Source organism: uncultured Senegalimassilia sp. (assembly GCF_934632265.1).
In the GTDB taxonomy this organism is placed as follows: domain Bacteria; phylum Actinomycetota; class Coriobacteriia; order Coriobacteriales; family Eggerthellaceae; genus Senegalimassilia.
Genome location: NZ_CAKTYH010000003.1, coordinates 32,105 through 45,632, shown reverse-complemented (window position 1 = coordinate 45,632; position 13,528 = coordinate 32,105). Strand labels below are relative to the sequence as shown.

At 59.7% G+C, this 13,528-nt stretch carries 8 protein-coding genes; 1 reads left to right on the top strand and 7 read right to left on the bottom strand.

Going from position 1 to position 13,528, the window contains the following annotated elements; genetic code table 11:
• Positions 1-661 precede the first annotated feature (661 nt).
• Positions 662-1,873 (bottom strand): tyrosine--tRNA ligase, encoded by a 1,212-nt coding sequence (gene tyrS / locus Q0H50_RS00575; RefSeq protein ID WP_294418210.1) that lies wholly within the window; start codon positions 1,871-1,873, stop codon positions 662-664.
• A 48-nt stretch (positions 1,874-1,921) separates the two neighbouring features.
• On the bottom strand, positions 1,922-4,438 hold the full coding sequence (locus Q0H50_RS00570) for a U32 family peptidase (protein WP_294418209.1): 2,517 nt from the start codon (positions 4,436-4,438) through the stop codon (positions 1,922-1,924).
• 141 nt (positions 4,439-4,579) lie between these two features.
• Between Q0H50_RS00570 and Q0H50_RS00565 the strand changes: the two genes are divergently transcribed.
• A complete protein-coding gene (locus Q0H50_RS00565) occupies positions 4,580-6,781 on the top strand; it encodes a transglycosylase domain-containing protein (RefSeq protein ID WP_294418208.1) in 2,202 nt (733 codons plus the stop codon).
• A 245-nt stretch (positions 6,782-7,026) separates the two neighbouring features.
• On the opposite strand, the gene Q0H50_RS00560 is transcribed toward Q0H50_RS00565, so the two are convergent.
• The 5 genes from Q0H50_RS00560 to Q0H50_RS00540 form a co-directional block, all read right to left on the bottom strand.
• Positions 7,027-7,536, bottom strand: coding sequence for a hypothetical protein (locus Q0H50_RS00560; RefSeq protein WP_294418206.1), 510 nt, complete (start codon positions 7,534-7,536; stop codon positions 7,027-7,029).
• A gap of 35 nt (positions 7,537-7,571) precedes the next feature.
• The gene (locus tag Q0H50_RS00555; protein ID WP_294418204.1) at positions 7,572-9,761 is read right to left on the bottom strand and encodes a transglycosylase domain-containing protein; all 2,190 of its coding nucleotides are present in this window, start codon (positions 9,759-9,761) and stop codon (positions 7,572-7,574) included.
• A 243-nt stretch (positions 9,762-10,004) separates the two neighbouring features.
• On the bottom strand, positions 10,005-11,393 hold the full coding sequence (gene argH / locus Q0H50_RS00550) for an argininosuccinate lyase (protein ID WP_294418202.1): 1,389 nt from the start codon (positions 11,391-11,393) through the stop codon (positions 10,005-10,007).
• Between the two features lie 3 nt (positions 11,394-11,396).
• Positions 11,397-12,731 (bottom strand): argininosuccinate synthase, encoded by a 1,335-nt coding sequence (locus Q0H50_RS00545; RefSeq protein ID WP_294418198.1) that lies wholly within the window; start codon positions 12,729-12,731, stop codon positions 11,397-11,399.
• A 261-nt stretch (positions 12,732-12,992) separates the two neighbouring features.
• Positions 12,993-13,421, bottom strand: coding sequence for an ArgR family transcriptional regulator (locus tag Q0H50_RS00540; protein ID WP_294418196.1), 429 nt, complete (start codon positions 13,419-13,421; stop codon positions 12,993-12,995).
• Between the last annotated feature and the right edge of the window lie 107 nt (positions 13,422-13,528).

Sequence of the window (13,528 nt, the reverse complement as noted above, 5' to 3'; positions counted from 1 at the left end):
TTCGCTCAAGCGCTTTCGTGCTTGGCGCAAGATTGAATAATACGCGCACCCCCGGGCCGTGTCCAGAACTATTTTGCGTTCGACGCCATCTTCACATTCTGCACACATTTGGGGTTTGGAGGGGGTTGCGGGCGCGTTGCGCCCTTCCCTACGCTCTCCCTATATATATACGACTCACTGAGAACGGGGCGTCATGCGCTGCGCGGCGCACCGTGAGCCACGGCAATGGGAGCGCGAGGCGCCGCGCGGGATAGCGGCGGCCGCGAGGCCCGAGGCCGGGTGCGCCGCACAAGGCGAGGCATAATGCGCAGCGCTTCATCATCAGGCCGCGGCGACGGGAGCGCGAGGCGCTGCTTGGCATAGCGGCAATCGCAACCGCCAAAGGCGGGGCGTTGGACGACGCGGGGCGGGACACGCTGCGCGCCCCGCCTGCAGAGCGGGGCGACGAGGGCGCGGGGCGGCATAGCGGCAATCGCAACCGTCAAAGGCGGAGCGTTGGACGACGTGGGGCAGATCCAGGCAGATGCCGTTTGCATTCGCCAGGATAACGAGGCCGACACATCGTGGGCATATCATCCCTGTACGCAAACGGAGGGGGCCGACCTTCGGCCCCCTCCGTTCGATTCGCTATATATATTAGGTGCAGCTTCTAGCTTTCCGGCTAGACCAGGCGCAGGAACTTCTTCTTGCCGACCTGGATCTGCGCGCCTTCGAGGCGGGCGGCCTCCAGGTTGTAGGACTTCGGCTCGAGGGCCTCGCCGTTCACCTTGACGCCGCCGCCGTCGATGAGGCGTCGTGCGTCGGAGACGCTTTGCGCAGCGCCGGCGTTCACCAGCAGTTTGGCGAAGTACACGGTGCCGTCCTCGCCCGGGGTGAGATCGGCCTGGAACGTGGGCGCGTCCTCCGGGAAGCCGTGGTCCTTGAACTTCAGGTCGAAGTCGGCTTCCGCCTGCTCGGCCGCGGCTTCGTCGTGATAGGCGGCGACGATGTTGCGGGCCAGTGCGCGCTTGACCTTGTTGGGATGCAGCTTGTCTGCCTTCAGATCGGCCTCAAGCTGATCGATTTCGGCAACGGACAGCGTGGATGCGAGACGATAGTACTTGACCATGAGCTCATCGGGGATGGACATGACCTTGCCGAACATATCGTTCGCGTCGTCGGTGAGGCCCACGTAGTTGCCATAGCTCTTCGACATCTTGCGCACGCCGTCGGTGCCCTCGAGCAGCGGCATGGTAAGCGCGATCTGCGGCTCCATGTCCATCTTCTCCATGAGGTCGCGGCCAGCCAGGAGGTTGAACAGCTGGTCGGTGCCGCCCATTTCAACGTCCGCCTTCACCATGACCGAGTCGTATGCCTGCATGATGGGGTACAGGAACTCGTGCATGGCGATGGGCGTTTGGGACTGATAGCGCTTCGTGAAGTCATCGCGCTCGAGGATGCGGGCGACGGTGAACTTGCTCATAAGGCCGAGGAGGTCCTTCAGGTTCAGCGACAGGATCCAGTCGGCGTTGTAAACGATCTTCGTCTTCTCGGAGTCCAGGATCTTCATGGCCTGAGCGACGTAGGTTTCGGCGTTGGCCTGGACCTGTTCCTGGGAGAGCTGGGGACGGGTGGTGTTCTTACCCGACGGGTCGCCGATGAGCGCCGTGCCATTGCCGATGATGAGCGTGACGTTATGGCCCAGGTCCTGGAACTGGCGCATCTTGCGCAGCGGAACCGCATGGCCCAGATGCAGATCGGGGCTGGTGGGGTCGACGCCGAGCTTGATGTTGAGCGGCTTGCCGCGCTTGAGCTTCTCGAGCAGGCCGCTTTCGGGCACGATTTGCGCAGCGCCCGATGCGATGATGTGCAGTTGTTCTTCTGCGGACAGCATGGTTTCCTCTTTCTAAACGCGTATCTTCGGGATTCTAGCACATACGGCCTATTGCACGCCGCGGAACAGGTGCCCGCTGGTGCAGCCGGGTTCTTTCGGCAACGCCGTGCCCTGGGCGTGCGCCACGTTGCGGGCGCGCACGACGCGCTGAACCGTCTGCGTGGTTTCCTGCACGTTCATAAGCGTGCTATCGACCAAAAGCCAGGTGATGCCCGCCTGAACGATATCGGGCATGGCATGCGCCACGTCAAGCTGCACGCTGTTGTATAGGTGGCTGCGACCAAGCTGATCGGATACGACCGGGAACTCGTAGCCCTTGCGGTCCTTCAGGAAGTGCGGGCTTTTGCGACGCGCGCACGTAGCGCACTCCTGAGCGCAGGGACCCTGGCTCATGAGCATGCAGTGCTCCGTGGTCATGAGCTCCTGGCGCCCGATGACGGTCAGGCCGAGTTCAACGGGGCTTTCCTTCGCCAAATCGGAGATTTGGGCCAGGTTGAGCTCGGGCGAGAGCCAGACCCGCTTCGCGCCAAGGCGCGCTGCGGTTTGCAGGGCGAGCGCATTGGTGATGGGCAGGTGCGGCCCCACCTCCACGCAGGCGCCCGCCTCATGGGCGCGAACGAGTTGCCCGAGGCTTTCGGCCATGACCGGCTGATCGGCGTGAACGCTGCGCCAGGCGTCGAAGCCGCATGCGCGCTCGCGCGTGAGCTCGCAGTCGTCATGATCGGCGACGGGCAGCACGACGGCGCACGCCTTCGGGTAACTAGCCTGCTCGGCGGTTTCCGAGAGCTGGCCGGCGATGGTTGCCTGGCCGTGCGCGAGATTGACCGCGGGAACGTAGATCTCATCGGCACCGGCGCGCTTTGCCGCGCGAGCGCAGGCCGGATTGGTTGCCAGAACCGCGATATGGACGCCGTCCGCATGCGCCGGCATCATGCGGCTTGCCGCCTCCACGCGCGGCAGCGGGCGCTGGGACGCGCCCTCGAGCAGAGCCTGCTCGAGGGACTCGAGCGCCTCTGCGCGCACATGATGCAGCTGCGAGAAACCGATTCCCACGCCCTCGTCCATGTCGATATCAAGTTTCACCAGGGAAAACGGGGTTTGGCCCAACCTGTCGATATGGGCTCGGACATCGCCTTCGCTGACGGCCTTGGTGCGTGCGGGCTCGATTTGCTGCCCCTTGGCGGCCCCGACGGGCAGCTCGCCCTCGGCAAAGCGCTTACGAGCGCCACGCAGCGCGCGCGGGTCAGCAGGGTTGTCAGCCAAGCGGAACTCGATGCGGAGAGGCTGGCCGATACGCAGGCGAGCACGGCCCTGCACCTGGATGCGCGGCAGGCGGTCGTCGTCGACGAACGCGGCTTCAGCGCTGCGCACGCGGAACACGCGGTCGCCCTTCCCCACCGCGCGCTCGGGCGCAAGCAGCAGATTGCCGTTGCGGTCGGTATCCACCTGGGAAACGGTATAGGCGAAGTGGCCCTTGTTCGTCCAAAACTCGAGCACGTCTCCCGCGACGACGGGTCGTTCGCACGCCACGGCGGCCTTCCCGTTCTTGATGGACGCCACGCGCCCGACGAACACGCCGCGGTTGTTCGGGCGGCCGTAGCTCATGATCTCGTTTCCGCGCTTGCCTTCCAGATATGCGGTGGTGAAGCCTCGTGAGAACGCCTCGGCAAGCTGGGCATGCTCCTGCTCCGTTCCCCCGGGAGCGGTCCACTCCTGCACGCCGCTTTCGCGCGCAGCATCGCGCGCCGCGAGGACGCGATCGAGTGCGGCGCGATACGCGCTGGTCACCGCGTAAACATACTCGGGCGACTTCATGCGACCCTCGATTTTGAGGGACGCGACGCCGGCGCGAACCAAGTCGGGAAGCAGGTCGATGCTGCACAGGTCCTGCGGGGAGAGCAGGTGGTCGCCCGGTGCGGGAAGCGGCTTGTTCTTCGCCACGTTATGCAAGGCGTACGGCAAACGACATGCCTGCGCACACAGCCCGCGATTGGCCGAGCGCCCGCCGATAAGCGAGGACATGAAGCACTGGCCGGAATAGCACACGCACAACGCGCCATGGGCGAACGTCTCGATTTCCAGACCGAGCTCGTCGCCGACCTTCGCCAAATGCTCGATCTCGGGCAGCGACAGCTCGCGCGCAAGGGTCACGCGCGCGGCGCCGAGCTGAGCGGCAGCGCGCATACCGGCCTCGTTGTGCGTGTTCATTTGCGTGGAGATATGCAGGCGCGCCTGCGGCAGCGTGCGCGAAAGCTCGGATGCGATGCCGATATCCTGCACGATGAACGCATCGGCGCCGGCGCGATACGCCTGACGCGCGGTTTCCATAGCGCTATCGACCTCGCCGGGCAAAATGGCCGTGTTCAACGTGACGTACACGTTCACACCGCGCAGATGCGCGAAAGCGCAAGCATCAGCGAACGTGTCGGCGGTGAAGTTATCCGCACCACGTCGCGCGTTGAACGACTGAAGGCCCAGATAAACGGCATCGGCGCCACCGCGCACTGCGGCATGGAACGCCGCAGTGCCGCCAGCCGGCGCCAAAAGCTCCACTTCTTGATTCATATATTCAACCCCCATGAGTAGAAAAAAGCGGCTGCAGGTTCAAGCAGCGAAAGCCGCCTTGTTAATTCCAGTTGCAACAGCATAAGAAAAAAGCCACGGTAGTATAATCGAACAATGAAACTCAGACGAAAACAGCGCGAAATGCGCACCCATGCCGCCGCCTGGCTTTTGCTGATCGTCGTCGTATGCCTGTGCTTCACGGGCTACTGGGGCGTCAAGGGCGCCTTGCGGGTAATGGACGGCTGGTGCGACGACCTGCCGCCTATCGAGGACACCGACTTCACCAATCATGCGCGGGAATCGGTCATGTACGCCGCCGACGGTTCTACCGTACTGGCGGAATTCCAATTGGAAAAGCGCGATCCCGTTGAGTCCGACCAGGTTAGCGATCTGGTGAAGCAGGCTACGGTGGGCACCGAGGACGTGCGCTTCTACCAACACGGAGGGGTTGACCTTCCGGGCATTGCGCGCGCATTCGTTAACAACCTTGCCGGAGGCAGCCTGGAGGGCGCATCGACCATCACGCAGCAGCTTGTGCGCAACACGGTGCTTACCCAAGAAGCCAACGATATCTCGATCGAGCGCAAGGTCCGCGAAGCTCAGCTTGCTATGGACCTTGAGAAGCAGTACAGCAAAGACGAGCTGCTTATGATGTACCTGAACACCGTGAACTACGGCGACGGCTGCTACGGCATACAAGCAGCTGCGCAAAACTACTTCCAAACCGATGCCGCCGATTTGAGCCTTACGCAAGCTGCCACTTTGGCCGGCATTCCGCAGTCACCGACGTTTCTGAACCCGAAAACATATCCTGACGCTGCGCTGGAGCGCCGCAATCTCGTCCTTGATCGCATGCTTTCCGCCGGCGACATAACCCAGGAGCAATGCGATGCCGCGCAAGCCGAACCGCTGAACCTCGATCCCGCTCCGGAGGTTCCAGAGGACGGTATTTACGCATATCCGTATTTCACCAGCTATGTGCGCAACCTTCTTATGGAGGAGGACAACCCCTTCGGATGCTCTTACGCCAGCCTGTTCGAGGGCGGGCTGACCATTCATACTACCTTGGACCCTGCCCTGCAAGACGATGCGGAAGCGGCATGCGCTGCGCAGCGAGCCCGCATGAGTGGGGAACTTGATGCGTCTCTGGTTGCCATCGACCCCGCAACGGGCCATGTTGAGGCCATGGTCGGCGGCGGCGATTACGATATCAGCCAGGTGAACATCGCCACAGGAACGGGAGGCGGAGGCCGTCAAGCGGGATCCACGTTCAAAGCGTTCACGCTTGCAGCTGCTATAGAAAAGGGCATTTCGCCCCAAACGCGCATCGACTGCTCCTCGCCCATGACCAAGGAAGTCGATGGCAAAGAGCAGACGTTCGAGAATTTCGACAACATCGATTACGGGGTGCGAACCATTCAAAGCGCCACCGCGGTTTCGGCGAATACGGGCTATCTGCGGCTTTCCGAGGAGATCGGGCAGGCGGCGACAACCGAGATGGCCGAACGCCTTGGCGTCGAGTCGCCGATGAGCACGGTGTATACCACGACCCTGGGCGTGGCCAGCGTGACGCCGCTTGATATGGCCAGCGCCTACGCAACGTTCGCAAGCGGAGGCACCAAACGCGAGCCGGTGGTGATCACGAAGATCGAGGATAAGGACAGCAATATCATCTACGAGGCCAACGACACCTCTAAGCGCGTGCTCAGCGAAGAGGTCGCCGGAGCAACTACCAGCGTGCTTCGTCAGGTCTTCGAGGCATCTGACGGCACGGCGCAAACCGCAAAGCTCGGCAACGGTCAGCCCGTTGCAGGCAAGACGGGCACTTCGACCGATTTCGCCGACCATTGGCTGGTGGGGTACACCCCGTCGCTTTCCGTTGCCACCTGGATCGGCAATCCCGCCGGCAGCATAGCCACCGACACGCAGTTGAACTGCAACGCCTTGTGGAAGGATTTCATGGATCGGGCTTGCGCGGGCAAAGCGGTCGAGCAATTCCCCGAAACGAAAGCCCCTGCCTACAACAACGCCTTCAACGAGAAGCAAAAAGCAGCGCTTGGCGCCGAGGAAGAGAAATCCTCCGACAAGCAGACACCTACGACGATAACCTCAGGCTCGCAGACCGCGACCACATCGCAGACCGGCGGTGCAGCAAACGCTAAGACGCCGCCAGATGCCACGGGCAAAACACTTGCGGAGGCAAAGGAGCTGCTCAAAGACTGGAAGGCCGGCTCGGTGACGGAATACTCGAGCACCGTTGCAAAAGACAGCGTGATCAGGCAGTACGTTGCCAGCGATGGCATGGTGGTGGTCGTGCTATCCACCGGGCCGAAAACCAACTAGCAAGCCGAGCCGCCGCCGTTGGCAGTGCGGACGATCCTGCCGTAGGCTGTTTCGGCGAAGGCCTGCCACAGACAGCTTGGCGGAAAATCGGTACGGAGAAGCGCTGGATGCCATAACGCCCAAAAACCGCCAAAACGAGGACGATCCCCGCGAAACGGCATCGCGGGGATCGTCCTCGTTTTCGTGTTGTCGCCCATCGGCCTTGGACTCGATGGCGGCGCTTTCCTCCAGAAAGCTAGAAAGCCTTATTGCGGAAGATCAGCGGCGGTTTTGTCGCCTTCCTGCAGCTTCTCGATACCGCCGTTGTATGCGGCCTGGATATCGGCAAGGCGCTGGTCGTATGTGGACCAATCAAACGGCTGCGCATCCGTTGCGCTATCGATTTCCGTGTATAGCTGGATATAGGCGTTCAAGGCGTTTTCCAGCTGCTCGCTACCGTCGACATAGCACTGCTTCACATCTTTGAGAGCGTCAGGCGCTTCCTGGCCCTCAAGGTCATCAAGAGCTTTGAAAGCGTTGTCTGCCTGGGTGCGCATCGTGACCACATCGCCACGAGACACGGCATCCGAAAAACCATCCAAACGGGTCTGCAGCGTTTCCATGGTTTGGTTGACCTGCGTCATATAGGCGCGGTTGTCAGACTGCGCCTGCGAAGCCGCAGAGGTTTGCTGCTGGGGCATGCAGCCGCCCAGCACGGCAACGCTCAACGCCGCTGCGCAAACCGTTGCCGTCAGTTTTACCATCGTATGAGCCATTTCCGGTCCTGTTCTACCTATTGCCAAACCATCTGTTACTGGGTTGCCGCGCCGCCACCGGCGGATGCGCCTCCAGAGGCCGTGCCTCCTTCGGTACCTGCGCCGCCTGCACCGCCGGTCGTTCCACCGGTTGACGAGCCGGTACCGCCGGTGGTGCCGCCGGTTGACGTGCCTCCGGTTCCGGCACCGCTGTTTGATCCCGTACCGCCAGAAGTGTTGCCGTTCGTGCTGCCGCTACCATAACCGTAAGCATTGCCATTGTTGTTCGTGGTGCCGTACTGGCTGTTGTCCGAACCGGTGGAGCCGCCGTTCTGACTAGTGCTCGAGCTTCCAGCGGAATTCGCGCTGCTGGAAGACGAGCTGGAAGAAGTTGTCCCGACATGATACGTGGCATTCGAAAACGCCTTGTAGGTGGGGTTCGACGCCTGGGGGAACGTTTCGGTTTGCTTGCCGTACAGCGCCGCCGTCATGAACTTTTTGAACACGTCCGCCGCGCTGACATCGGTGGGGATGGTCTCCTGATTCGACGGGTCGCCGAACCAGATGGCGACGGACAGCTGAGGCGTGATACCGCAGAACGTGATGTCGTGATACTCGCTGGACGTACCCGTCTTCGCTGCCACTTCCTGGCCGTTGTCAAGCTTGGCCAGCGTGCCGGTGCCTTCCGAAGTGTTCACAACGCCCTTCATGACCTCGGTTGCCGCATGGGCGACTTCGGCGGAGATGACCTGCGTTCCCGACGGGTGGCTGTTATCCACGATAAGGTTGTTGTTCTTGTCGTAGATCTTCAGGATGGGCTGCGCATCGTATTTCGTGCCGCCATTGGCGATGCACGCATACGCATCCGCCATGTCGAGCATGGTCACGTTGGACTGGCCAAGCGTCAAAGACGGGTTCGCGTTAAGCGTAGAGGTGATTCCCATCTTCTTCGCGACATCGATGACCTTTTGGGTACCCAAAGCCATTTGCAGGCGCACGAAACCGGTATTGGACGACACGACGAATGCGCGTGCGATGCTGCGGGTCCCGTAGTTGATGTTGTTGATGTTCTGCAACGGGTTCGAGCTATCGTACCCGGTGTCGGGAATCACCGAAGGCGACGAGCAGTCCACCATGGTTTGCGGGTCGATCCCCTCCTCCAAGGCTGCGATCAAGGTGAACGTCTTGAAAGACGAACCGCAAGGACGACCGCCATTGGTTCCTTCGCCGGTAGCCAGGTTGGTTTTCTGCGTATCCCAATCCTTACCGCCAACCAATGCGCGGATGAAGCCCGTGGAAGGATCGATCGCCACGAGCGATCCGCTGATGGCGTCGCTGAGGCCTTCCTCCTTCGTGCGAACAGCATCTTCCGCAGCCTCTTGAGTGTCGACATCAAGCGTGGTGACGACAGTCAGCCCGCCCTTGAACACGTCAAGCTGGGAATACTGGTCGGACAGCACGTTTTTGACGTAGCTGGTGAAGTAAGGATATTTCTCGATGCCATCCGAAGACGGCACGGAGGGATTGAGCACGAGCTCCTGGGCTTTTGCAGAATCGTGCTCCTCCTGAGTGATATAGCCGTTCGTCAACATGCGATCGAGCACCAGGTTTCGGCGCGCGTAGCAATTGTCCGGATAATCGATAGGGTTGTTATATGTGGGCGATTGGGGAATGCCGACAAGCGCTGCCGCCTCCGCCAGCGTCAAATCGGTTGCGTCTTTGGAGAAATAGCGCTGCGAAGCCGCCTGGATACCGTATGCACCCGAACCGTAGTTAACCGTGTTCAGATACATAAGCAGGATATCGTTTTTGGAGTACATCTCCTCGATCTTGACGGACAGGTACATCTCGCGGACCTTACGCTTAAGCGAAATATCGTTCATCTCGTCGGCAAGCACCGTGTTGCGAACGAACTGCTGCGTGATGGTCGAGGCACCTTCACGACCCGACCCCGTAAGCGTGACGAACGCGGCGCGGGCGATGCCGACCAGGTCGAAGCCGCCATGGTCGTAGAATCGCTCGTCCTCCGTTGCGACCGTGCCTTGCATGACGTACTTGCTGATGCCGCTCAGCTCCACCGGCTCGCGATTCTCCACCTGGAAGCGCGCAAGCTGCGTCTTCTCGTCGGAAGCGAGCACCGTGGTCGGCGCAGACGTGTTTAGCTCGGATACCTCCGAGACATCGTAGGTTTTAAGGTCGCCGATCCAGGAATCGCCTAGGACGACGACGCCTATGCAACCGGCCAAGCAAATAGCCGCGATGATGCTGAAAAATGCAAGCAGGCCGACAAAAGGTTGCTTTTTCTTAATGCTCGGCCTGTTCTTTATCGAACGAGAAGCCACAAACCACCTCCAAGAAACTTGGGTAATTGTACCATCGGGGGAAATGGGGTTCTCAAAGCACACAAGTTCGTAGCAAAAAAGTCAAGGGCGGCCAAGGAATCGATTGCTCGTCCCCTGGCCGCCCTTTTGCTTTTCGAAGCGCTGCGGCTACAGCAGCGACTCGTCTGCGACAAGCGTCGCTTTAGCCTTCTCCATCTGCTGGGTCACGGCCGTTTCGCCCGTTCCCCCTTCCGTGGTTCGAGCCGCCACGATGCTGGGAAGGTCAAGCGCCTTGACGATATCCTCCTCGAACAGCGGGCTTGCCGCCTTGAAGTCCTCGAACGGCAAATCGTCGAGGTTGCAGCCGCGTTGCTCGCACAGCAGCACCAAATGCCCCACCACTTCATGCGCACGACGGAAGGGAAGACCCTTCTTCGCAAGGTAGTCCGCCACATCCGTTGCCGCCAAGTGACCGAGTTTCGTCTGCTTGAGCGTGTTTTCCGGCTTGATGCTCATGGTTTCTATCATGCCTGCGGCGCATTGCAGGCAGTCTTCCAGCGTTTTCGCCGAATCGATTGCCCCGTATTTGTCTTCCTGAAGGTCCTTGTTATACGCAAGGGGCAGCGCCTTCATGGTGACCAGCAAGGAAACCAGATTGCCGATCACGCGACCCGTTTTGCCGCGGATGAGCTCGGCAAAATCGGGGTTTTTCTTTTGGGGCATGATGGACGAACCCGTGGAGAACGCATCGGACAGCTCGATGAAGCCGAACTCGGACGTAGACCACAGAACCAGCTCCTCGCACAGGCGCGACAAATGCATGCAGGAAACGGCGCATGCGTAGTCGAGATCAAGAAGGAAGTCGCGGTCCGACACGGCATCGAGCGAATTGGGGATAACCGAAGCGAAACCCAACTCCCTTGCCGTCATCTGCCGATCAAGCGGGTAGGTTGTTCCAGCCAGCGCAGCCGCGCCCAACGGGCAGGCATCGGCCGCATCTCGCGCAGCCTGCAGACGGCGGCAATCGCGCGAAAGCATCCACACGTATGCCAGCATATGGTGCGAGAACAAAACCGGCTGCGCATGCTGCATATGGGTATAACCAGGCAAGATGACGTCGAAGTTCGCCTCTGCCTGAGCTATGAGCGCATGCCGCAGCGCGATGTTGGCGCGCATCAGATCGGTTGCACGCTGCTTGGCGTACAGACGCGTATCCGTTGCAACCTGATCGTTGCGGCTACGGCCCGTATGCAAACGCGCTCCCGCATCGCCGATGTCTGCCGTAAGCGCCTTTTCCACCGACATATGGATGTCCTCATCGTTGATATCGAATGAGAAATCACCCGACTCGATATCGGCTTTTACGCGATCGAGTCCCGCCGTGATTTGCTGAGCATCCTCTTCGGAGATCACACCGACCTTCGCCAGCATGTTCGCATGAGCCTTCGACCCCGCGATATCCTGCGCGTACAAAGCTTTATCAACAGGCAGCGAGGCGCCGAAGCGTTGCGTGAACTCGCTAACGTTTTCCGTGAATCTGCCCGACCAAAGAGCCATTGATTACTCCGTTTCCTTGTGAGCTTCAGCAGCAGGTTCCTGGCGGCTCAGCGGCGTAACGTCTTCGTAGCGACCGCGCTTAAGGGGGCCCTTTTCATTTTGCGCATCAAACAACTCAGCAGGGGCGCCTTCTTGACGACGATTGACCGCCCAGGTTTTCGTGGACAGCGTCTGAATCTCGATGAAGCCCTTTGCCGCGTCGCGATTAAAGGTGTCTCCCTTGTCGTATGTTGCCAAGCCCTGATCGTAGAGCGAGTATGCGGACTTACGGCCGACGACCGTGCACGAGCCCTTGAAGAACTTCAAGCGAATCGTGCCGTACAGGCAACGCTGCGTAGAGGCCATGAACGCATCGATGGCTTCTTTAAGGGGCGAGAACCATTGGCCGTTGTAAACGCAATTCGCCCAGGTCTGCTCCAGCGCAAGCTTATGATGCAGAACTTCGCGCTCGAGCACCAAATCCTCCAACGCCTTATGCGCTTCGATCAACGCCATTCCCGCCGGAGCTTCATAACACTCGCGGCTTTTGACGCCCACCAAGCGGTTCTCGATCATATCGATACGGCCATAAGCGTGCTTACCTGCGATTTCGTTGAGTTCGTAGATGATTCCCAGGTAGCTCTTTTGGTTGCCGTTAATGGCATAAGGCACACCGCGGGCGAAAGTGAGCTCAACATACTCGGGCTCATCGGGAGCCTGCATGGGATCTGCGGTCATGGTGTAGATATCCGCAGGGGGCTCGATCCAGGGATCTTCCAGAACGCCACACTCGATTGCACGGCCCCACAAGTTGTCATCGATGGAGTACGGGGAATCCTTAGTGGCGCCGACCTCCACGCCATGGGCCTGAGCCCACTCGATCTCGTCGGGACGGGTAAGCAGGTCCCACTCACGGACCGGGGCCAAGATCTTCAGCGACGGGTCGAGCATGGTGATGCTGGACTCGAAACGCACCTGATCGTTGCCCTTGCCCGTGCATCCATGGGCAATGTATTTCGCGCCGAACTTATGCGCAGCATCCACAAGATGCTTCGAGATCAGAGGGCGGGAAAGCGCCGACACCAGAGGATACTTGTTCTCGTACATGGCATTAGCCGCAAGCGCCTTCGTCAGATACTCCTGCGCGAACATTTGACGCATATCCACCACGATGCATTCAAGGGCACCGACGCGCAAAGCCTTTTCCTTGACCTTCTCCAGGCCATCATGCTCCTGCCCCACATCGCCGACCACGGCGATGACGTCCAGGTTCATTTCGTCCTGTAACCACTTTATGCAACAAGATGTATCAAGACCACCTGAGTATGCGAGTACTACTTTATCTTTCTGCTCTGCCATGATAATCAGCCCTTTCGTCTGCGATTCGTTTTGCAATAAGGTGAGTTGGGTCCACGAGTGCCACAAGATACAGGTATGCCCCGTACTGCCTGGTTACAGATTAGTTTCCCAAGTGAAATTTCCTGAAACTACAGTAATCCCTTAGGAATTATACGTGCACGAAAAGCTGAAGATTACGCGCAGCGCAATGATGTAACAACTTGTAAATACAACGTGGGATATGCAAAGATAACCGTCTTTGCAACGGTAAAAACTAGACGATTATCGTCGTCGCAGACGGTCGATGGCTCGCTCGACCTCCACCGCAGCCTCGGGGCTTTCTGCTGCGATCATAATGGTGTTGTCGCCGGCAACGGTACCAAGCGCTCCACGAAGACTGGCTTTATCAAGGGCTGCGGAGACGCCGGCTGCACCGCCGGAGAACGTCTTCACGACAACCAGGTTACCAGCGACGTGCACCTCTTCAACTAATTCGGAAACCATGCGCTGAAGACGCATTTCCTCGGGGAGGACATAATAACCCTCGCGAGACTTCACGAGACCCATGTCCATGATGTCGCGGGAAATGGTAGCCTGAGTGCACTCGTAGCCGGCAGACTGCAGCTGATTTGCGAGATCGCGCTGCGTCTTGACATTGCAATCGCGAATGATGTCGCGAATCACATCATGTCTTTGTTGCCGTTTCCTCATGCCTCGTTACTTCCCGCCCCAGGTGGGGCATTGTACCCGGTTTCCTCCAATGATTCTTGATGCATATGCAAAATAATGTAAGTGCCCTCAAGAATATGCAGTTCATA